The organism is Pandoraea pnomenusa, from assembly GCF_000767615.3.
GTDB classification, from domain to species: domain Bacteria; phylum Pseudomonadota; class Gammaproteobacteria; order Burkholderiales; family Burkholderiaceae; genus Pandoraea; species Pandoraea pnomenusa.
The window spans coordinates 4,217,539-4,239,125 of sequence record NZ_CP009553.3 but is presented as its reverse complement, the minus strand read 5'-3'; the positions used below and the strand labels follow the sequence as shown (position 1 = coordinate 4,239,125).

20 protein-coding genes are annotated in these 21,587 nt (G+C 66.5%); 18 read left to right on the top strand and 2 right to left on the bottom strand.

Features of this window, described 5'->3' with window-relative positions:
- The first annotated feature begins 21 nt into the window (after positions 1-21).
- The 11 genes from LV28_RS42900 (at position 22) to LV28_RS42850 (ending at position 12,271) form a co-directional block, all read left to right on the top strand.
- Positions 22-576 carry a hypothetical protein gene (locus LV28_RS42900; protein ID WP_025249714.1) on the top strand — a complete coding sequence of 185 codons (555 nt, stop codon included), beginning with the start codon at positions 22-24 and terminating at the stop codon, positions 574-576.
- Between the two features lie 40 nt (positions 577-616).
- Positions 617-1,261 (top strand): chemotaxis protein CheX, encoded by a 645-nt coding sequence (locus LV28_RS42895; RefSeq protein WP_052408634.1) that lies wholly within the window; start codon positions 617-619, stop codon positions 1,259-1,261.
- Between the two features lie 46 nt (positions 1,262-1,307).
- Positions 1,308-1,673 carry a response regulator gene (locus LV28_RS42890; RefSeq protein ID WP_023597321.1) on the top strand — a complete coding sequence of 122 codons (366 nt, stop codon included), beginning with the start codon at positions 1,308-1,310 and terminating at the stop codon, positions 1,671-1,673.
- A 77-nt stretch (positions 1,674-1,750) separates the two neighbouring features.
- Positions 1,751-2,278 carry a MarR family winged helix-turn-helix transcriptional regulator gene (locus tag LV28_RS42885; RefSeq protein ID WP_081214905.1) on the top strand — a complete coding sequence of 176 codons (528 nt, stop codon included), beginning with the start codon at positions 1,751-1,753 and terminating at the stop codon, positions 2,276-2,278.
- Positions 2,279-2,579: 301 nt separating this feature from the next.
- Entirely contained in the window at positions 2,580-3,836 is a 1,257-nt protein-coding gene (gene mhpT, locus LV28_RS42880; protein ID WP_023597319.1) for a 3-(3-hydroxy-phenyl)propionate transporter MhpT, read from the top strand.
- A 237-nt stretch (positions 3,837-4,073) separates the two neighbouring features.
- The gene (locus LV28_RS42875) at positions 4,074-5,183 is read left to right on the top strand and encodes a porin (RefSeq protein WP_115344632.1); all 1,110 of its coding nucleotides are present in this window, start codon (positions 4,074-4,076) and stop codon (positions 5,181-5,183) included.
- A 140-nt stretch (positions 5,184-5,323) separates the two neighbouring features.
- Complete coding sequence (locus tag LV28_RS42870; RefSeq protein WP_038620170.1) at positions 5,324-6,154, top strand: p-hydroxycinnamoyl CoA hydratase/lyase; 831 nt, start codon at positions 5,324-5,326, stop codon at positions 6,152-6,154.
- A 52-nt stretch (positions 6,155-6,206) separates the two neighbouring features.
- Complete coding sequence (locus LV28_RS42865) at positions 6,207-7,658, top strand: aldehyde dehydrogenase (protein WP_023873278.1); 1,452 nt, start codon at positions 6,207-6,209, stop codon at positions 7,656-7,658.
- An 83-nt stretch (positions 7,659-7,741) separates the two neighbouring features.
- Positions 7,742-9,616, top strand: coding sequence for a feruloyl-CoA synthase (locus LV28_RS42860; RefSeq protein WP_038620173.1), 1,875 nt, complete (start codon positions 7,742-7,744; stop codon positions 9,614-9,616).
- 1 nt (position 9,617) lies between these two features.
- Positions 9,618-11,366, top strand: coding sequence for an acyl-CoA dehydrogenase family protein (locus LV28_RS42855; RefSeq protein WP_038620175.1), 1,749 nt, complete (start codon positions 9,618-9,620; stop codon positions 11,364-11,366).
- On the top strand, positions 11,363-12,271 hold the full coding sequence (locus LV28_RS42850; protein ID WP_023597313.1) for an amidohydrolase family protein: 909 nt from the start codon (positions 11,363-11,365) through the stop codon (positions 12,269-12,271). The genes LV28_RS42855 and LV28_RS42850 overlap by 4 nt, the downstream gene beginning before the upstream one ends.
- A 19-nt stretch (positions 12,272-12,290) precedes the next feature.
- Here LV28_RS42850 and pcaQ read toward each other — a convergent pair whose 3' ends face one another.
- Positions 12,291-13,238 (bottom strand): pca operon transcription factor PcaQ, encoded by a 948-nt coding sequence (pcaQ, locus tag LV28_RS42845; protein WP_038620177.1) that lies wholly within the window; start codon positions 13,236-13,238, stop codon positions 12,291-12,293.
- Positions 13,239-13,369: 131 nt separating this feature from the next.
- Here pcaQ and pcaH point away from each other — a divergent pair, with 131 nt between their 5' ends.
- From pcaH to pcaD, 5 genes are all read left to right on the top strand, one after another.
- Positions 13,370-14,080: a protocatechuate 3,4-dioxygenase subunit beta gene (gene pcaH / locus LV28_RS42840; RefSeq protein ID WP_023597311.1), complete on the top strand. Its 711-nt coding sequence runs from the start codon at positions 13,370-13,372 to the stop codon at positions 14,078-14,080.
- A 3-nt stretch (positions 14,081-14,083) separates the two neighbouring features.
- On the top strand, positions 14,084-14,674 hold the full coding sequence (gene pcaG / locus LV28_RS42835) for a protocatechuate 3,4-dioxygenase subunit alpha (RefSeq protein WP_023597310.1): 591 nt from the start codon (positions 14,084-14,086) through the stop codon (positions 14,672-14,674).
- A 111-nt stretch (positions 14,675-14,785) separates the two neighbouring features.
- Positions 14,786-16,162, top strand: a complete 1,377-nt coding sequence (locus LV28_RS42830; RefSeq protein WP_038620179.1) for a 3-carboxy-cis,cis-muconate cycloisomerase — start codon at positions 14,786-14,788, stop codon at positions 16,160-16,162.
- Positions 16,159-16,584 (top strand): 4-carboxymuconolactone decarboxylase, encoded by a 426-nt coding sequence (gene pcaC / locus LV28_RS42825; protein WP_023597308.1) that lies wholly within the window; start codon positions 16,159-16,161, stop codon positions 16,582-16,584. The genes LV28_RS42830 and pcaC overlap by 4 nt, the downstream gene beginning before the upstream one ends.
- 13 nt (positions 16,585-16,597) lie before the next feature.
- Positions 16,598-17,419 carry a 3-oxoadipate enol-lactonase gene (pcaD, locus tag LV28_RS42820; RefSeq protein WP_038620181.1) on the top strand — a complete coding sequence of 274 codons (822 nt, stop codon included), beginning with the start codon at positions 16,598-16,600 and terminating at the stop codon, positions 17,417-17,419.
- Between the two features lie 52 nt (positions 17,420-17,471).
- On the opposite strand, the gene LV28_RS42815 is transcribed toward pcaD, so the two are convergent.
- Positions 17,472-18,401: a helix-turn-helix domain-containing protein gene (locus tag LV28_RS42815; protein WP_048806846.1), complete on the bottom strand. Its 930-nt coding sequence runs from the start codon at positions 18,399-18,401 to the stop codon at positions 17,472-17,474.
- Between the two features lie 279 nt (positions 18,402-18,680).
- Between LV28_RS42815 and pobA the strand changes: the two genes are divergently transcribed.
- Positions 18,681-19,859 (top strand): 4-hydroxybenzoate 3-monooxygenase, encoded by a 1,179-nt coding sequence (gene pobA / locus LV28_RS42810; protein WP_038620183.1) that lies wholly within the window; start codon positions 18,681-18,683, stop codon positions 19,857-19,859.
- Between the two features lie 285 nt (positions 19,860-20,144).
- Entirely contained in the window at positions 20,145-21,521 is a 1,377-nt protein-coding gene (locus tag LV28_RS42805; RefSeq protein WP_038620185.1) for an MFS transporter, read from the top strand.
- The last annotated feature ends 66 nt before the right edge of the window (positions 21,522-21,587 follow it).

Below are 21,587 nucleotides of genomic sequence, written 5' to 3'. Positions count from 1 at the left end.
CCCAAGCAGGCAGGTTCCGTTGTGATCAGCGCTCACGCTCGCGACAGTTTCGAACGCATTCTGCACAAGGCCGTGCACACCCGTCTCGCCCGCGCGCCCGACGCCGCGTGCGAGATCGTGCCGTTGAATTCCGACACGTCCGCGCACGGCGCCGATCTGGCGGCGCGGCACGCCAACGTGGTCGTGCTCACGATCTCGTCCATCGGCTTTCGCATGCTGCTCGTGCTGCATTTCGACGAGGACGAGGCCACGCTCGCCTACTTCTCACGGGACGATCAGGACAAGCCGTTTCGCGAAGTGTTCCTCGAGATCGGCAACCTGTGCTGCGGTGCGATCAACCAGGCGTTGCTCGAACACTTCCCCGATCTGGGCATGTCCACACCCTACGTGCTGAGCGGGCGCTGCGTGCCGCACCTCATGCAGCTCAGGCCGAATCATCTGGCCTCGTGGGCGATCACGCTCGATGGCGACGTGCGGCTCGCGGCCACGCTGTGCGTCTGCGCGCACGCGCCGCTGGACTTTCACGCGGACGTGAGCGAGACGCAGGACAGCAGCGGCGAACTCGAATTGTTTTGAAGCGGCAACGCGCTCCGTCAAGCGCTGGGAAATTACGACCATGAACCGAAGTACCCCCCGAGAGTCGGTCAGCCAGTTCCTGATTCTCGACGACAACGTCGAACACGAATACCCCGAAGCGCTCGTGCGCGGCATGATCGATATCACCGAAGGCGTGTTTCGAGGCCTGTTCGGCGACGACATCGCGCTCACGTGCGAGTCGCCCAGCGTGGTGCGCGATCGCATCATCTTCGGCGAGGTCTTCAGCCTGATTCCGCTCGAGAGCGCCTGGTGCCGCGGCTACATGATGATGCAGGCCGAGCAGGTGCCGTTCATGCAACTGCTCGAGCACACGGGCCGCTGCGAAGGCCAGGCCGGCTTTCGCGAGCTCAACGGCATGCTCGGCGAGATGACCAATCTCATCTGGGGCGCGTTCAAGAATCGCTATCTGGGCGAGGCGTCGGCCGCCGACCGCGCGCAGGTGCAGGTGCCGCTGCTCATCAATCACAAACAGAAGTACATCTCGTTCGGTACCGACAATCCCCAGCTGTGTTTCGTCTATCGCGTCGCCGACCCGGTCGATGCGCGAATTGTCACGCTGCATCAGCATTTCGTCTTCAGCCTGAACTGGTCGCCCGAAGCGTTCCGCGAAGCGACGCCAGCGACGGCCGCACCCGTCGAGACCGGGGCGCTGGAACTGTTCTGAGATCCCGGCTCGGAAACTTCATCTCTTACACACAAAGGACATCATCATGTCGAAGATTCTCGTGGTCGACGATTCGAGCACCGTGCGCGACGAAGTCGCCGGTTTCCTGCGCAAGAACGGACTGGACGTGGACACGGCCGTCGACGGCAAGGACGGCCTCGCGAAGCTCAGGGGGAGCCCGGGCGTGAAACTGATCATCAGCGACGTGAACATGCCCAACATGGACGGCCTGACGATGGTCGAGAAGATTCGCGGCGAACTGGCGAATCACGCCGTCAATGTCGTGATGCTCACCACCGAGAGCAGCCCGGCGATGAAGGAGCGCGGCAAGGCCGCCGGCGTGAAGGGCTGGATCGTCAAGCCGTTCAAGGGCGACGCGGTGCTCGAGACGTTCCGCAAGCTGGCCGGCTGACCAACCGGGCGGCGACGGCGTTACACTGTGGGCTTTTCCGCACTGCGCGACCTTTCGCGTATTCTCGCCCACCCATCATGAGCGTCGTCCCTCAGAAAAAGAAGCTCGCCCACGACCCCGTCGCCCACGAATCCGGCAACGAACCTGTCGATGCGGCGACGGGAACCGCGGAAGCGCGGCCTCGCCGCTCGAAGCTGCGCCTGACGTACGTCATCGCCAGTCTCGACCGCCTGCTGCGTCGCCACATGTCCGAGGCGCTCGCGCCGCTGGGCCTCACACTGGCGCAATTCACCGCGCTGTCGGTGCTCGACGCCCGCGGCAAGCTCTCGAACGCACAACTCGCCCAGCGCTCGTTCATCACGCCGCAATCGGCCAACGAGGTCGTGAGCGTGATGGCGGCGCGCCAGTGGATCACGCGCGAGCCCGATCCCAACCATGGGCGTATCGTGCTGCTGCAACTGACCGACGAAGGCCGCCGCGTGCTCGCCCAGTGCGAGGCGGTGGCCCGCGACATCGACGCGCGCATGCGCGCCGACGTGAGCCGCGAAGACGCCGCCGCCGTGCAGCGCCATCTCGAATTGTTCGTTCGCAACCTGCGCGACTGACTCCGGGTTTGTCCCGACCTGCCGATTGCTTGTATTGTCAGGTAGCTTGATATTAAATGGAGTCCGTCGCCGCATACGCGTGCGACCGAATTCCATCGACACGGCAAGACGAAAGCGACGAACCGGGTGTAACGGCATCGTCGTGTGCACCGCACTCGCGTCGTTAATATCAGGTTACCTGATTAAATGATCCGTGCCAGTGCACGCCTGGGGCTTCGCTTGCGGCGTGGATGGGCTTCGTATCAGGCGCCGCCAGCTCGGGCGGTGACCGAAGACCATCAAGAAGATCACAGGAGACACCATGGAATCGAATCGGGATGGCGGCGCGCGAGCGTTGCCCATCGGCGCGGACGGCACGGCGAGCGGCACCAGCCCGGTCGTCATGACGCTGGCGTTGTGCTTCGCGGTGGCGTTGCTCGAAGGCCTCGACCTGCAGTCGGTCGGCGTGGCGGCGCGCGGCATGTCGAAGGAGTTCGGCCTGAGCGTTGCGCAAATGGGCATCGCGTTTTCGGCCGGCACGTTCGGGCTGCTGCCGGGCGCCATGGTGGGCGGCCGTCTGGCCGACAGCATCGGCCGCAAACGGGTGTTGATGCTCTCGGCGGCATTGTTCGGCGTGCTGTCGATCGCCACGGCGTTCGTGTCGGATTTCTGGATGCTGGTGATCGTGCGTGTGCTCACGGGCATTGGCCTTGGCGGGGCGATGCCGAACCTGATCGCGCTGTCCTCGGAAGCCGTCGCGCCGCGTAAGCGCGGCACCGCGGTGAGCATCATGTACTGCGGCATTCCGCTAGGCGGCGGCATCGCGGCCACGATCGGCATGCTGGCCGTGAGCGATGCCGATTGGCGCCACATCTTCTACGTGGGCGGCGTCGGCCCGCTGCTGCTCCTGCCCTTGCTGGCCTGGTGCCTGCCCGAGTCGCGTGCCTTCAAGGCGGCAACGGCACAGGGCGAGCGTGTCACGCCCGCGCCGATGATGTCGGTGCTGTTCTCCGAGGGGCGCGGCCTGTCGACTGTGCAACTCTGGCTGTCCTACTTCTGCACGCTGATCGTGCTGTACTTCCTGCTCAACTGGTTGCCGTCGCTCATGGGCTCGCGCGGTCTGGCGCGCGGTGAGATCGGCTGGGTTCAGATCCTCTTCAATGTGGGCAGCGCCGTGGGCGTGCTCGCACTGGGCTACCTGATGGATCGGGCGCGCATGTCGCTCGTGATCGGTGGCATGTATCTGGGCATGATCGCGTCGCTCGTCGGGCTGGCGGCCGCGCATGGCTTCGGTGTGTTGGCCACGGCGGCATTCTTCGCGGGCATGTTCATCATCGGCGGGCAGTCCGTGCTCTATGCGCTCGCGGCGGCCTACTACCCGACCGCAATGCGTGGCACCGGCGTGGGCGCCGCGGTGGCCATCGGCCGCATCGGTTCGGTCGTGGGCCCGCTCGCCGCCGGCATGCTGCTGGCCGTGGGAAGCAGCGCGGCCGTCGTGATCGGCGCGAGCATCCCGGTGACGATCGTGGCCGCGCTGGCCGCGCTCACGCTGATCCGTCGTCCCCGCGCGGCTGACTGAACCGTTTCACCGGTTGGCCTCGCTTGCACGCGACGGACGGCGTTTCGGCTGCCCCGTCGCGTTTTTTCTTGTGTATCTCGCGGGCGCATCCGCATGCGCCGCGGGCTTTCGGCACAACACGCTTTCCATCGCCTGACTTGCCTCACCTGTTTCGCCGCTTTGCCCCGTTTAAACGATAACGACATCAATAATCTGGAGACTCGCATGGCAATTCCCTTCCGCACCCGCGCGCTCGCAATGCTGGGCGCCGCCACCGTACTCGCCGCGCCCGGCATCGCCGACGCGCAATCGAACGTCACGCTGTACGGCATCGTCGACACCGGCATCGAGTACGTCTCTCACGCAAGCGCCAATGGCGCCGTCTTTCGCATGCCCGGCGTGACGGGCGAGTTGCCCTCGCGCTGGGGCCTGCGCGGCACCGAGGATCTTGGCGGCGGACTTGCCGCGATCTTCCAGCTCGAGAGCGGTTTCAACCTGCGCGGCGGCGACCAGGGGCAGGGCGGCCGGTTGTTCGGGCGTCAGGCCTTCGTGGGCCTGAAGGGCCCGTACGGCACGCTCGCGTTCGGGCGGCAGTACTCGATGACGTTCTACGCGCTGCTGGGCTCCGACGTGCTCGGCCCGGACATCTACGGCATGGGGTCGTTCGACGCGTACATTCCCAACGCGCGGACCGACAACTCGGTCACGTACCAGGTGGCGTGGCAGGGACTGAGCTTCGGCGCGGGGTATTCCTTCGGGCGTGATTCGGGCGGTACGGGCAACTCCCCCGGCCAGGGCACGTGCGCCGGACAGGTGCCGGGGCAGTCCGTGCAGTGCCGCGACTGGTCGGTGATGCTCAAGTACGACGCCAGCAACTTCGGCGTGGCCGCGTCGTACGAGGAGCAACGCGGCGGCACCAACGCGGCGGCCAACTTCTTCGACGGACAGCCGACCGTCGCCTTCGCCAGCAGCGGCGACAAGGACACGCGCACGACCCTTGGCGCGTACTACAAGTACGGCGCCTTCAAGGTTGGTGGCGGCTGGCTGGGCCGCCGTGTCTCGACGCCTGCGGTCAACACGCATTCGAACCTCTTCTACCTGGGCGCGGCATACAACATCACCCCGGCCTGGCTCGTGGACGGCCAGGTCTATCGCATCATCAACAGCGATCACAACACGCGCGGCACGATGACCACGCTGCGCGCCACGTATTCGCTGTCGGTGCGCACCGCCGTCTATGCGCAGGCCGCCTATCTGTTCAACAGCGCGCACGCGGCCTACTCGGTCAGCGGCGGCGGAGGCGGTACCACGCCGCCCGCGGGTGAAGGGCAAGCCGGGGTGATGCTCGGCATGCGTCACACGTTCTGAAAAATGCGCTAAGGGTTTCCACTGAAAACACAGTGCTTGCAATGTAAGGTTACCTGATATTAAATGTGTGTGTCGGCAACACCGCGCGCCACTCCCGGCGCGCGGCGCAGGTTGCCCCGCACACTTGGGAATTTCGCAAAATGAATGCATACGAAGGACGCTGGAAAACGGTTGATGTGAAAGTCGAGGGCGGTATTGGCTGGGTGATCTTCAATCGTCCGGACAAGCGCAACGCCATGAGCCCGACGCTCAACACCGAGATGAACCAGGTGCTCGACGCCATCGAACTCGACGCCGACGTGAAAGTCGTCGTGCTCACCGGCGCGGGCGCCGCGTGGACGGCGGGCATGGATCTGAAGGAGTACTTCCGCGAGATCGACGGCGGTCCGGAGATCGTGCAGGAGCGTGTGCGTCGCGACGCCTCCGACTGGCAGTGGCGTCGTCTTCGCATGTATTCGAAGCCCACGATCGCCATGGTCAACGGGTGGTGCTTCGGCGGCGGTTTCTCGCCGCTGGTGGCGTGCGATCTGGCGATTGCCGCCGACGAGGCCGTGTTCGGCCTGTCCGAGATCAACTGGGGCATTCCGCCGGGCAACCTGGTGAGCAAGGCGATGGCGGATACTGTCGGCCATCGTCGGGCGCTGCACTACATCATGACTGGCGACACGTTCACCGGCGTGCAGGCTGCGGAAATGGGCCTCGTCAATCAGAGCGTGCCGCTCGCCCAATTGCGCGAGACCACGCTGGCGCTGGCCGCCAAGCTGCTCGAGAAGAATCCGGTGGTGTTGCGCGCGGCCAAGCATGGCTTCAAGCGTGCGCGCGAACTCACGTGGGAACAGAGCGAAGACTACCTGTACGCCAAGCTCGATCAGGCGCAACTGCGCGATCCGGAGCACGGTCGCGAGCAGGGGCTCAAGCAGTTCCTCGACGACAAGTCGATCAAGCCGGGCTTGCAGGCTTACAAGCGCTGAAGCTGGGCGAACACCGACTCACGCGACGCAACGAACGAGAGAGGATGACGCGATGCACGACGTACAGATGCTGATTGGCGGCCAGTGGCGCGGCGCGCAAGGGGGAGCGACGTTCGAGCGGATCGATCCGGTGACGGGCGCCGTGGCGTCGCGCGCGCCGGCGGCAACGCTCGCCGACGCCGATGCCGCCGCCGACGCTGCGCAGGCGGCGTTCCCGGCGTGGGCGGCGCTCTCGCCGACCGCACGCCGTCAGCGCCTGCTCGCGGCCGCCGAACGCATGGACGCCCGCGCGGCGGACTTCATCGCCATCGGCGCAGCCGAGACGGGGGCGATGGCCAACTGGTATGGCTTCAATGTCATGCTGGCGGCCAACATGCTGCGGGAAGCCGCCGCAATGACCACGCAGATCGACGGCAGCGTCATTCCAAGCGACGTGCCCGGCAGTCTCGCGATGGCCGTGCGCTCGCCGGTCGGCGTGGTGCTGGGCATCGCGCCCTGGAATGCGCCGGTCATTCTCGCGACGCGCGCGCTGGCCATGCCGCTGGCTTGTGGCAACACGGTCGTGCTCAAGGCGTCGGAGCAATGTCCCGGCGTGCACGCGCTGATCGGCGCCTGCCTGCACGAGGCAGGCCTCGGTGACGGCGTGGTCAATGTCGTGACGAATGCGCCCGAGGATGCCGGCGAGATCGTGGCGCGCCTGATCGCGCATCCGGCCGTGCGACGCGTGAACTTCACCGGCTCCACGCATGTGGGGCGCATCATCGCCCGTGTGGCGGCCGAGCATCTGAAGCCCGCGCTGCTGGAGCTGGGCGGCAAGGCGCCCGTGCTGGTGCTCGACGATGCCGATCTGGACGCCGCGGTCGATGGCATTGCGTTCGGTGCGTTCTTCAACCAGGGGCAGATTTGCATGTCGACGGAGCGCGTGATCGTCGACGCCCGCGTGGCCGACGCCTTCGTCGAGAAGCTCACCGCCAAGGCGGCAACGTTGCACGCGGGCGCGCCGACGTCGCCCGAGAGCGTGCTTGGCGCGATGGTGAGCGCGCAGGCAGCGTCGCGCGTGGCGGCACTTGTCGAAGATGCCCGTGAGCATGGCGCACGGCTGCCGCTCGGCTGCCGCGTCGAGGGGGCGATCATGCAGGCGACCATCGTCGACGGTGTGACACCTGCAATGCGCCTGTATCGCGAAGAGTCGTTCGGCCCGGTGGTCACGATCCAACGCGTTCAGGGCGACGACGAAGCGGTGGCGCTCGCCAACGACAGCGAGTTCGGATTGTCCGCGGCGATCTTCAGCCGCGACGTGTCGCGTGCGCTGCAACTGGCGCGACGCATCGAATCCGGCATCTGTCACATCAACGGCCCGACCGTGCACGACGAAGCCCAGATGCCGTTCGGCGGCGTGAAGGCGAGCGGATACGGTCGCTTCGGCAGCAAGGCGTCCATTGGCGAGTTCACGGAGCTGCGCTGGATCACCGTGCAGACGACCCCGCGCCACTACCCGATCTGAACTTCCCGAAGGGATGAGGATGTGCCCGCCGGCGAACGCGACCGAGAACGCGTCGCGGCGGGTTCGAAGCAGGAGACAGTGTTTTGAACCAAGGCAACAACACGGCGGCCAGCCCGGACATCGCCGCGCACCGCTATCGGCCGGTCAGCATCGGCAATCCCGGTGTCGAGGTGCGTCGCGACGGCGAGTTCTGGTATCTGCGCTCGCGTGAAGCGCTGGGCGACTTTCCCGAGCGATTGACCGATCGGCTCGTGTCGGGCGCGGCCCGGCATCCTGACCGGTGGCTGATCGCACGGCGCGGTCCCGACGGCGCGTGGATCGGCATCACATACGCGCAGATGCTGTTGCGCGCGCGCGCCATCGGTCAGGCGTTGCGCGACCGTGGATTGTCGGCGCAGCGTCCCATCGCGATCCTGTCCGGCAACGATCTCGAACATTTTCAGTTGGCCCTCGGCGCGATGTATGCGGGCGTGCCGTTCGCGCCGATTTCGCCGGCGTATTCCATCGTGTCGACGGACTTCGGCAAGCTGCGCCACACGCTGGGCGTGCTGCGCCCGGGCCTCGTCTACGTAACCGATGCGAACGCTTACGGCAAGGCGATGGACGCAGTGCTGGGCGAGGACGTGATTCGCGTCACGGCGTGCGGTGACGGCGGCACGCTGGCTTTCGACGCGCTGCTCGAGGCGGTGCCGCGCGATATCGACGCCGCGCATGCCCGGGTCAACGGCGACACCGTGGCCAAGATCCTCTTTACGTCCGGCTCGACGCGTTCGCCGAAGGCGGTGCCGACCACGCAGCGCATGCTGTGCAGCAATCAGCAGATGCTGCTGCAAACCTTCCCGACCTTCGGCGAGGCCCCGCCGGTGCTGGTGGACTGGCTGCCGTGGAATCACACCTATGGCGGCAGTCATAACGTCGGTATCGCGCTGTACAACGGCGGCACGCTCTACATCGACGACGGCAAGCCCGTCGCCGGGAAGTTCGAGGAGACGCTGCGCAACCTGCGCGAGATTTCGCCGACCGTCTACTTCAACGTGCCGAAGGGATGGGAGGATCTCGCCATCGCCCTCGAGCGCGACGCCGTGTTGCGCGAGCGCTTCTTCGCGCGGGTGAACCTGTATTTCTTTGGCGGGGCGGGACTGTCGCAGGCGGCGTGGGACCGGCTGGAGCGCGTGACGGAGCAGCATTGCGGCGAGCGCATTCGCATCATGTCGGGGCTGGGCATGACCGAGACGTCGCCGAGCTGCATGTTCACGACCGGGCCGATCATGCGCGCGGGCTACATCGGCTTGCCGGCGCCGGGCTGCGAGGTCAAGCTCGCCCCCGTGGGCGGCAAGCTCGAAGTGCGGTTTCGCGGGCCGAACGTCATGGCCGGGTACTGGCGACATGAATCCACCGATCCGGTATTCGACGAAGAGGGCTACTACCGCACCGGCGACGCGGCGACGTTCGTCGACCCGGCGCACCCGGAAATCGGCCTGCAATTCGACGGACGCATCACCGAGGATTTCAAGCTCAGTTCCGGCACGTTCGTGAGCGTCGGTCCGTTGCGCGCCCGTGTGATTTCGGAAGGTGCGCCTTACGTCCAGGACGCGGTAGTGACCGGCATCAATCGCGATGACATCGGCCTGATGATCTTTCCCCGCGTGGAGGATTGCCGGCGCCTGAGCGGCCTGCCCAACGATGCGCCGCTGGCCGACGTACTCGCCGCGCCGCCCGTGCGGGACGCCTTCACGACACTGCTGGCAACGCTCAACGCGTCGGCGGGCGGCAGCGCCACCTACGTGGCCCGCTTGATGTTGCTCGACACGCCGCCGTCGCTCGATCGCGGCGAAGTGACCGACAAGGGCTCGATCAACCAGCGCGCGGTGCAGGATCATCGCGCGGCCGCGGTCGAGGCATTGCACGCGGCGTACGAGGGCACGCCCCACATCATCCTCGCGCCCGCGAGACGCTGACATGCACGAACCGAAACTGCAAAGCGCGGCGCACGACATTGCGTTCGTGCTGGACAAGCTCGGCGTGGGCGAGGCGCTCACGCGCCTGGTGCCCTACCGGGAGCTCGATACGGCGACGTTGGTGCAGGTGGTCGACGAGGCGGCGCGCTTCGCGCGCGAGGTACTCGCGCCACTGAACGCCGTGGGCGATCGGGAGGGTTGCACGTGGCGCGACGGCGAGGTGCGAACCCCCGCCGGCTTCGCCGACGCCTACCGCCAGTACCGCGATGCCGGCTGGCCGTCGCTGCCGTGCGATCCGTCACTTGGCGGGCAGGGCCTGCCGGTGGTCGCGCAAGTGGCCGTGCAGGAACTCACGGCGGGCGCCAACCTCGCCTGGACGATGTATCCCGGCATCCTTCATGGTGCCTACGAGTGTGTCCATCGTTTCGGTAGCGAGGCACTGCGCGAGACGTGGCTTGGGCCGTTGGTGAGCGGAGACTGGCTCGCGACGATGGCCCTCACCGAGCCGGGAGCGGGCAGCGATCTGGGCCAGATCCGCACGCGCGCCGAATGGCTCGACGAAGCGTCGGGCACGGTGCGCGTGACCGGCGAGAAGATATTCATCTCCGGCGGCGAACAGGATCTCACGCCGAACATCGTGCACCTTGTGCTCGCCCGGACGCCGCAAGCCCCGGCCGGAAGCGGCGGTCTGTCGCTGTTCCTCGTGCCCAAGGTGCTGGCCGGCGGCGAGCGCAATGCCGTGCACTGCACCGGCATCGAGCACAAGATGGGCATTCGCGGTAGCGCCACATGCTCGATGGCCTTCGAGGGGGCGATCGGATATCTGGTCGGCCAGCCGCATCGAGGACTCGAAGCCATGTTCGCGATGATGAATTCGGCGCGGCTTCATGTCGGGGCTTCGGGCGTTGGACTGGCGCAGCAAGCATGCGAAATGGCCGAGCGTCACGCGAACGAGCGGGTGCAGTCGCGCGTGCCCGGCGCGCCGGCCGGTGCCCCCATTGCCCGGCATCCGGCGGTATGGCGCCTGCTCGAAGGGCAACGCGTGGCCGTCGAGGGCGCACGATTGCTGTTGTATCGCGCCGCGCTGGCCATCGACGAGTCGCACCACGCCGATACGGCACCGGCGCGCGCGCAGGCGGATGCGCTGGCGGCGCTGCTCACGCCGGTGGTCAAGGCGATGTCGACCGAACAGGCTTTCCACGGGGCGAGCGCTGCGTTGCAGGTATTCGGCGGCTATGGCTATGTCGAGGAGACGGGCATTGCCCAGTACCTGCGCGACGCCCGTATTCCCATGATCTACGAGGGCACCAACGAGATCCAGGCCATCGACCTGATGCTGCGCAAGATCGCGCGCGACGATGGCGCGGTGTTGCGTCAATGGCTCGCCTGGGCGCGCGCGCAGGCTGCCGAGGCGCGCATGCTCCCCGGTCTCGACGGGTTCGGCGCGGCCATGGCCGTGCTCGACGAAGGCGTGACGATGCTGCCGCAGATCGTCGCTCTCACACAGTCCTCGCCGCGCGCGGCGCTGTGTGTGGCCGGCGAGATGATGCGCGTGGTTCACGGGCTGTCGCTGGCGGGCTTGTGGGCGCAGGCAGCGCTCGCGGAGCACCGGGTGGCCGCATCCGGCCACTCGGCGCACGACGGCAAGCGTCGCGCCGCGCGCCATTGGCTGAAGTTCGAACTGCCAGAGACGCGCCGGGCGCTGGCGATCGTCGCGGCGCAGATCCTCGATCCGGAGACGGCCGAATGAATCTCGACAAACTCGTCGCCATCGATACACACGTGCACGCCGAGGTGTCGTGCTGCCAGCCGCCGGACCTGTTCGGCAAGGCCTTCGACGATGCCGCCGACAAGTATTTCGGCACCGTGCTCAAGCAGAACCGTCGGCCCACCATTCCCGAGACGATCGAGCATTACCGCGAGCGCAACATCGGCTTCGTGATGTTTACCGTCGATTGCGAGGCGAACATCGGGCGCCGCCGCATTCCGAACGAAGAGATCGCGGGCTTTGCACAGGAGAATGCGGACATCATGATCGCGTTCGCGAGCATCGATCCGCACAAGGGTCGCATGGGCGTGCGCGAAGCGCGGCGGCTCGTCGAGGAATTCGGCGTGCGCGGCTTCAAGTTCCATCCGACCATGCAGGGGTTTTTCGCCAACGACCGCATGGCGTACCCGATGTACGAGCTGATCGCGGAGTATCGCCTCACGGCCGTGTTTCACAGCGGACATTCCGGCATCGGATCCGGCATGCCGGGCGGGGGCGGGTTGCGGCTCAAGTTCTCCGAGCCAATCCACCTGGACGATGTGGCGACCGACTTCCCCGAGATGAACATCGTGATCGCGCATCCGTCCTGGCCGTGGCAGTCGCAGGCCTTGTCGATCGCGCTGCACAAGCCGAACGTCTACATCGATCTGTCGGGCTGGTCGCCGAAGTATTTCTCGCCGGAACTGATCCAGTATGCCAACTCGCTGCTGCGCGAGAAGATGCTGTTCGGTTCCGACTTTCCGCTCATCGCGCCGGATCGCTGGCTGCGCGACTTCGAGACCGCCGGCTTTCGCGACGAGGTCAGGCCGCTGCTGCTCAAGGACAACGCGGTGCGCATGCTCGGGCTTTCGGCGCCCGGACACGCGGCGGCCGGGTCCCATGGATGAGGGCTCGCGCGCGAGCGCTTCAGCGCAGCCCCGGCACGCCGTAGCGCACCCGCGCCGCTTCGCGCATGGCGCTGATGAGCGTCTGCTCCGGCGGGGTCGGCACGGTGTCGTTGCGCCACAGAATGCCGATGGATTCCTCGGTCCCGTTCGTGGCGAAGGGCAGCGCGCACAGCGTGCCGTCGGCGAGATCGTCCTGCACGGTGATCTCGGAGGCGATCCACACCACGTCGTCGCGCAACGTCATGGCACGGGCGAGCGACATCGAAAGCAACTCGGAATAGTCGTCGAGCGTGCCCACGCCATGCGCTCGCAAGAAGCTGTCGGCCGTATGACGCAGGATCGTGCCATGCGGTGGCAGGATCACGTGATGATCCGCGAGATCGGCCATCGACACTCGACGCTGCTGCACGAGCGGATGCGCCGGGCGCACCACCACGCACAACGGCGTGGCGCAAAGGTGCTCGAACGTGAGCCCCGCCATGCCCTCGGGGTCGGACATCCGGCCCAGCGCGAGCGTCATTTCGCCGGACTTGAGCCGGGTGAGCAATTGCTGGTTCGCACCGGTGTGTACCTGCACCACGATGCCGGGCCATTCCCGCCGGAACGTTTCGAGCACGGAGGGCATCATGGCGGCGGCCAGCGTGGGCAGCACGGCAAGCGAGATCACGCCGCCGGTCTGGCCGACGGCACGCGAGAGCACATCGATGCCCTGGCGCAGGGCGCTCACGCTCGCCCCCGCATGCCGCAGGAACAACTCGGCCTGCGCGGTGGGCCGGGCGCCGTTGCGCCCGCGCTCGAACAGACGCACGCCAAGCAGGCCCTCGAGTTCGGCGATCGTCTTGCTCACGGCGGGTTGCGTGATGGACAGGGCTTCGGCGGCGCGCTGAAGGCTGCCGTGCTGCGCCACGGCCAGCAGGCATTGCAAATGGCGCAGCTTGATGCGCCCATCGAGCAGGTGTCTTTCCATTCCCAAAAGTTATGAAAAACCTAAGAAAATGTCAATAAATATATCCTTTGATTATGGATATAGTGTCGAAAACCGACCGGTGACAGACCACGACGCCTGCCCGGACAGACAACACGAAATGGAGTGAGACCATGTCGAACACGACAACCGTCCTGCGCCCGCGCGACTGGGATTCGCATCCCAGGCTCATCGACAGCGGATACAAGTCCACGGCGCTGCGCGGTCCCAAGCAGTTGCTCATCCCCGTCAAGCAGAACCTTGCCGATCTGCGCTCGCCGGTCTACGGCAACGGCATCATCGGCGCGCTCGACGGTGATCTCACGCGTAATGCGGTGCGCAACGGCGAGCCCCTCGGCGAGCGGATGATCGTCACGGGCCGCGTGCTCGACGAGGGTGGCCGTCCGGTCCCCAACACGCTCGTGGAGCTGTGGCAGGCCAACGCCTGCGGCCGCTACGTGCACAAGGTGGACCAGCACGACGCGCCGCTCGACCCGAACTTCCTCGGCGCCGGCCGCGCGCTGACCGATGCGCAGGGCCGCTACAGGTTCCTGACCATCAAGCCGGGCGCTTACCCGTGGAAGAACCACCACAATGCATGGCGCCCGCAGCATCTTCACTTTTCGGTGTTCGGCCATTACTTCGCGACCCGTCTGGTGACGCAGATGTATTTCCCGGGCGACCCGCTGCTGGCCTACGATCCGATCTTCCAGGCCACGCCGGCGCACGCCCGGGACCGTTTGATCGCGCGCTTCTCGATGGATATCACGGAGCCCGAGTACGCGCTGGGTTATGAATTCGACATCGTGCTGCGCGGTGCCGACCAAACGCCGATGGAGTCCTGAGTCATGTCCGATTACCAGCAAACGCCGTCGCAGACCGTCGGCCCGTATTTCGCCTACGGCCTGTCGCCGGAGCAGTACCTGTACGACTTCAAGAGCGCCTTCACGCCCGTGGTGGCCGGCGATCGCGCCGAGGGCGAGCGCATCCGCCTGATCGGCTGCGTGTACGACGGCGCCGGCAATCCGATCAACGATGCCCTGATCGAAGTGGTGCAGGCCGACGCGCACGGCAACTACGTGCGCACCGCCGAAGACATCGAGCGCACCGGCTTTGCGGGCGCCGGCCGATGCGGCACCGGCACCGATGCGGAGAATCGCTTCGTCATCGAGACGGTCAAGCCGGGCGCCGCCGCGCCGGGCGAGGCACCGCGCATCGACGTGATCCTGACGATGCGGGGCTTGCTCAATCATCTGTTTACGCGTATCTATTTCGACGACGAGGCATCGGCCAACGCGGCCGACCCCGTGCTGCAACAGGTGCCGGCCGAGCGGCGCCACACGTTGATCGCCCGCCGCGAGGTGACCGGCGGCCGTGTGTCGTACCGGTTCGACATCCGCATGCAGGGCGACGAGGAGACGGTGTTCCTCGACCTCTGATGTCGGTCATGCAAGGCTGAAACTGGCGCGGCCTCGGGCTGCCGGCACGATGGTGCCGGCGGCCCGAGGTCGTATCTGCATTTTTGCAACGCACCAACCATCGATTCTCCGATGACGGAACTGCTTGACTCCTTGCTGCGCGGCTCCGCCGTGACGGCGCGTTTTTCGCGCGACGCCACGCTTCAGGGCATGCTCGACTTCGAAGCGGCGCTTGCCGCCGCCGAAGCCGAAACCGGAGTAATTCCGGGCGCAGCCGTCGCCCCGATTGCCGCCGCCGCGCGCGCCGGCGACCTCGATTGGCCCGCGCTGCGCGATGCCGCGGCCCGCGCGGGCAACCTAGCCATCCCCCTGGTCAAGCAACTCACCGCCCTCGTTGCCGCGCGCGACGCCGAAGCCGCGCGCTTCGTGCACTGGGGGGCCACCAGCCAGGACGCCATCGACACCGGCCTCGTGCTGCAAGTGCGCGGCGCGCTCGACGATCTCGGCGCCGACCTCGACGGCCTGGTCGCGCAACTGGCCGAGCAGGTCCGGCAGCACCGCGCCACCGTCATGATCGGACGCACCTGGTTGCAGCATGCCTTGCCGATCACGTTCGGGCTCAAGCTCGCCGGCACGCTCGACGCGTTGCTGCGCGCCCGGGCCGAATTGGCCGAGGTGCGCGAGCAAGCCCTGTGTGTGCAGTTTGGCGGTGCGGCGGGTACGCTGGCGTCGCTCGGCGGGCATGGCCCGGCGGTGGCCGCGGCGCTTGCCCGGCATCTCGGCCTGCGCAACGCCGCGACGCCCTGGCACGGCCAGCGCGACCGCATCGTGCGCGTGGGCAGCTGGGCCGCATCGCTCACCGGCTCACTCGGCAAGTTCGCACGCGACACGGCCATGCTCACGCAGACCGAAGTCGGCGAGATCGCCGAGGCGTCGGGACCGGGACGCGGCGGCTCGTCCACCATGCCGCACAAACGCAACCCGGTCGGCTGCGCGGCGATACTCACCGCCGCGGCGCGCACGCCGCAACTCGCCGCCACGCTGTTCTCCGCCATGCAGCAGGACCATGAGCGTGGTCTTGGCACCTGGCACGCCGAATGGGAAGCATTGCCCGAACTGCTGATGTTGTGCGGTGGGGCCTTGGCGACGGCACGCACGCTCGTGGCGGACTGGACCGTCGACACCGCGCGCATGCGCGAGAACGTGGACATCACGCGCGGGCTGATCATGGCCGAGGCCGTGACCATGGCGCTGGGCGAGTCCATGGGCCGGCTCGAAGCGCACCGCCGCGTGGAGGCCTGCTGCCGCGAAGCCATCGCGCGGCAGCGTCATCTGCTCGACGTGCTGCGCGACGACACCGGGATCGCCAGCACTCTTTCCGGCGAGACGCTCGAACGTCTGACCGATCCGCAACATTATCTGGGCGCCGCAGACACGTTCGTGAGCCGCGTGCTCGCGCTGGCCGATGCGGCGCTCGCGCTCAACCTCTCCGCCAGGAAATCCCAATGAACGATCAGGAACGCTACGACAACGGCATGCAGGTGCGCCGCGCCGTACTCGGCGATGCGCACGTGGACCGCTCGCTCAGCCACATCAACGACTTCAACGACGACTTCCAGAATTTCATTACGCGCTTTGCGTGGGGAGACGTGTGGACACGTCCGGGCCTCACGCGCCACATGCGCAGCATGGTCACCCTCTCGCTGCTCATCGCGCTCAACCGCGGCGATGAATTTCGCATGCATGTGCGTGCCGCCTTCAACAACGGTGTGACGCGGGAGGAGATGAAGGAACTGTTCCTGCATGCCGCGCTGTATTGCGGTCTGCCCGCGGCGAACCAGGCGATCCACGACGCAGAGAAAGTCTTCGCGGAGATGGAAGCCGCCAACCCCGGTTCGACCACGCGCGCGCGCGATGGCGCTCAGGGCTGAGGAGGCGGACCGCATGACGATGGAACGTTTGATCGAAGTCGACGGCGCCACGCTGCGTGTGGCGATCGATGGCGACGAGAGCGCACCCGCGCTGGTGCTGTCGAACTCGCTGGGCACCACACTCGACATGTGGGCACCGCAGGTGCCCGCGCTCGCCCGGGAATTCCGGGTGATTCGTTACGACACGCGCGGCCACGGCGGATCGTCGGTGACGCCGGGTCCGTACACGATCGGCCAGCTCGGCCGCGACGTGCTTGCGCTGCTCGATGCGTTGGAGATCGGGCGCGCGAGTCTGGCGGGCGTGTCGATGGGCGGGATGACGGGCATGTGGCTGGGCATTCATGCGCCGCATCGCCTGGCGCGTCTGGCGATCGTGTGCTCGTCCGCGCACATCGGCGGTGAGGACGGCTGGAACGCGCGCATTCGTGCCGTGCAATCCGAAGGCATGGCGGCCGTCGTCGATGCGGTGGTGTCGCGCTGGTTCACGCCGGCGTTCGCGCAGCGCGAACCGGCGCTCGTCGAGCGCATGAAGGCGATGTTCCGCTCACTCTCGGCGCCGGGCTATGCGGCGGCGTGCGCCGCGGTGCGCGACATGAACCAGCTCGACGAGATTGCCGCGATCGAGGCGCCCACGCTGGTCGTCACCGGTGAGGGCGATCTCGCCACGCCGCCGGTCATGTCGACGGCCATCGTCGAGCGCATTCGCGGCGCACGCCAGGTCATCGTGCCCGGCGCGCATCTGTCGAACATCGAATGCGCGAGCGCCGTGACCGAGGCGCTGCTGACTTTCCTGCGGGGGAAGACGCCGGTCGGCGCCGTGCCGATGACGGCGTGAGAGCGCGGGGCGGGGCGCGCGACGGCGTTGCCCCGCCAACCCGCCCCGGAGTTTACGGTTCGTCGCCCAGATGGGCGTGTTGCGCGTCGCGCCGGAAGGTCGACGGCGTAACGCCGACATGCCGCTTGAAAACGCGGCAGAAGTAGGCCGGATCCTGAAATCCGAGTTCGTATGCCACATGCGAGACGGGCGCGGGGATGTAGATGAGCTTGCGCCGGGCCTCGAGCATCAGGCGATCCTGCACCAGATCGAACGCCGACTTGCCCGCGATGCGGCGGCAAAGCCGATTGAGCTTGCTCTCGGTCACGTGCAGTCGTTCGGCATACGTGGGCACGGCCCATGCTTCGGTGTAATGCGCTTCCACGAGCGCGCGAAAGCGCGCGAAAAGATCCAGTTCGGTACGCCCCGCGCGGGTGGCCGAATCGTGGTGGGCATGCAGCCGTGCGAGCAGCAGCAGCACGCTACGCGTGAGCCATCCGACCATTTCCCCGTGCCCCAGTTGCGGCCGCGAGAATTCGTCCATGATCAACCCGAGCAGGGTGTAGAGACGATCGCGGGTCTGGGGGGCGTCGCCGAGCGTGAAGAGCCAGGGCTTGCGCAGCAGCGCGGCCATGTCGGCATCCGCACCGATGGACGTGTCGAACGGCACACTCTGTGCCATGGTGAGCACGAAGCCGTGCGCGCCGCGCGAGAAGCGGAAGTTGTGCACCGCCGAAGGGTGCACCGTGATGACGGCCGGTCCCTCGACGACCCAGGTGGACTCGTCGACGTTGGCTTCGACCGTGCCCTCGAAGATCGCGAGTACCTGAAACAGCCCCAGATGCCGGTGCGTGTCGATGTGCCAGTCATAGAGTCGGCTGCGCGTTTCGATCCATTCGATATGGACGAAATCCGCACTGTCGGTTTCCGCCATCTCGCCATACAGCGAAAATTCGGGGATCGTCTCGCGCGCCGCGCGCAGCCGTGATGACGCGCCTGACATACTGGTTTTCCCTCGGACGAAGTTGTCGAAAAAGTACAAGAAAGTCGTCGATTCATCCATTCAATGCGACGCGCGTGCTCCATAAGATATGACGCATTCGCTCCTCGTGACAAGGTATGAAAGCCGCTTTCGAAATGCTCGTTTACGCGCAGTCCTAAGGGGAGGCAGCGTGCGAAAGGTAGCCAAGAAATGCAATCCGCACGCTTGCCGTATTTCATGCCGCGACCTGCCCGCCAGGCGGTACCCGCACGAGGACGTAGCCATTACAGGAGACAACTCATGCGCACTCATTACCCCGTCGTCATCGTGGGGGCCGGTCCCGCCGGTCTGCTGCTTTCCCATTTGCTTCACCTGCAAGGCATTGCGTCGGTCGTGCTCGAATCGCGCTCGCGCGAGGCGGTCGAATCGACGATTCGCGCCGGCGTGCTGGAGCAGGGCACGATGGACATCCTCAACGAAACGGGCGTCGGCGAGCGCATGCGTCGCGAGGGCGCGGTGCACCATGGCGTGGAGCTCGCCTTCGGCGGCGAGCGTCATCGTATTGCGCTCACCGAACTGACGGGGCGTGCGATCACCGTCTACGCTCAACACGAAGTCATCAAGGACCTGATCGCGGCGCGCGAAGCGGTGCATGGCGAGATGCTGTTCGACGTCTCCGACGTGTCCGTACACGACATCGACAGCACGCAGCCGAGCGTGCAGTTCACGGCGAACGGCCAGACGCATCGCCTGACGTGCGACTTCATTGCCGGTTGCGACGGCTTTCATGGCGTGTGCCGCCCCGCGATGCCCACGTCGGTGCGCAAGGAGTACCAGCGTGTGTATCCGTTCGGGTGGTTCGGGGTGCTGGTGCAGGCGCCGCCGTCGTCGGACGAACTGATCTACGCGGCGCACGAACGCGGCTTCGCGCTCATCAGCACCCGCTCGCCCACGGTACAGCGCATGTACTTTCAATGCGACCCGAGCGAGCGTGCCGAGGATTGGACCGACGAGCGCATCTGGCACGAACTGCAAACGCGCACGCAGACGACCGGCGGCTGGCGCCTCACCGAAGGCCCGATCTTTCAGAAGAACGTGGTCGCCATGCGCAGCTTTGTCGCCACGCCCATGCAGCACGGCCGCCTGTTCCTGGCCGGCGACGCCGCACACATCGTGCCGCCGACGGGCGCGAAGGGCATGAACCTCGCCGTGGCCGACGTCTGGCGTCTGGCCCGCGCGCTCGACGATTTCTTCCATCGCGACAGCGAGGCCGGGTTGCGGGGATACTCCGAGGCGGCGCTCAAGCGAATCTGGCGCGCTGAGCACTTCTCCTACTGGATGACGCGCATGCTGCACCGGCTCGACGACGCGACGCCCTTCGAGCAGCAGATGCAACGCGCCGAACTGGAATACGTGGTGAGTTCGCGCGCGGCGTCACTCATGCTGGCCGAGAACTACGTCGGATTGCCGTTGGCCTGATCGCGGCAGGCCGATAAAGCGCTGGCGCTGTGGGTGTGGCGGCTGCCCGACCGCCGCAGCTGCCGCGACCGGCGCCGCCGACCATAACCCCCTGTTATGGATGGCCTGACGAAAGATCATTTCGAGGAGCCGTCGAACGTCGTACAGTAGCGTCGGAATTCGAGACGCCGCCGGGCAGGCAACGCGCGCCACCCCCGACCCAAGGCACGCATACGGGCGACGCCGGATTCCAATAACAATAATGGGATGACAAGCGGGGCGGCCACGCCCCCAGGAGACAGTTTCATGACGCAACCGCGCACGGTGGATGTGCCCGCCTATATCAACGCACAACGCTTTTCCGGCTATCAGTGGCTGGTGCTGATCCTGTGTTTCTTCATCGTCGCCATCGACGGCTTCGATACCGCTGCCATCGGCTACATTGCGCCGGCGCTCGTGCAGCAGTGGCACATCGACAAGGGCTCGCTCGGACCGGTGCTTTCGGCGGCGCTGTTCGGCCTGGCGGGCGGGGCGATCTTCGCCGGGCCGCTCGCCGACCGGCTCGGCCGCAAGACGATGCTGGTGCTCTCCGTGGTCTTCTTCGGCGTGGCGAGTCTTGCCACGGCGTTCGCGCAAGATCTCGAAACGCTCACGGTGCTGCGCTTTCTGACCGGGCTCGGGCTGGGCGCCGCCATGCCCAACGCCGTGACGCTGATTTCCGAATACGCGCCCCAACCGCGCCGCGCGGTGATCGTCAACACGATGTTCTGCGGGTTCCCGCTCGGCGCCTCGGTCGGCGGCTTCGTCGCCTCGTGGCTGATTCCGCATTTCGGCTGGCACAGTGTGCTGGTGCTCGGCGGCGTGCTGCCGCTGGTGCTGTCGGTCCTGCTGGTGCTCTGCCTGCCGGAGTCGGTCAAGTTCCTCGTGGTGCAGGGCAAGCCGATCGATCGCGTGCGCCGCATTCTGTCGCGCATTTCGGGGGAGTCGTTCGACGATGTGGGCGCGTTCACGGTGAACGAAGCGGCGCCGAAGCATGCCGGGTCGGCCATCGGTGTCGTGCTCTCGAAGCAATACGGCTTCGGTTCGCTGATGCTGTGGGCCACCTACTTCATGGGGCTCGTGATCTTCTATCTGCTCACGAGCTGGATGCCGATTCTGTTCAAGGACGCCGGCTTCACGATCGAGCGCGCGGCGCTGATCACCGCGCTCTTCCCGCTGGGCGGCGGCATCGGTACGATTCTGTCCGGTTGGTTCATGGACCGGTTCAACGCGCAGAAGGTGGTGGCGGCCGGCTACGCGCTCACGGCCGTGCTGGTGTACGCGGTGGGGCAGGCGATGGGCAATATCGGACTGCTCGTCGCGCTGATTTTCCTGGCTGGCACGGCGATGAACGGCGCACAGTCGTCGATGCCGTCGCTGGCGGCCATGTTCTACCCGACGCACGGCCGCGCCACGGGCGTGGCGTGGATGCTGGGCATCGGGCGCTTCGGCGGCATCGCCGGTGCGTTGCTCGGCGCCGAACTGATGCGTCGTCATCTGGGCTTCGCCTCGACGTTTTCGCTGCTCGCGATTCCGGCCCTGATCGCCACCGTCGCACTGCTCGCCAAGAATGCCTGGGAACGTGCCAACGGCGTGAGCGCGGCGGCATCGTCCGACGCACGCAATTCCGCGGCGATGCACTGACCGTCGGCGGCGACCTCCGCCCGGCCCAACCCCCATTACGTGTGGCAGTACCGAACGCGGCGCCAG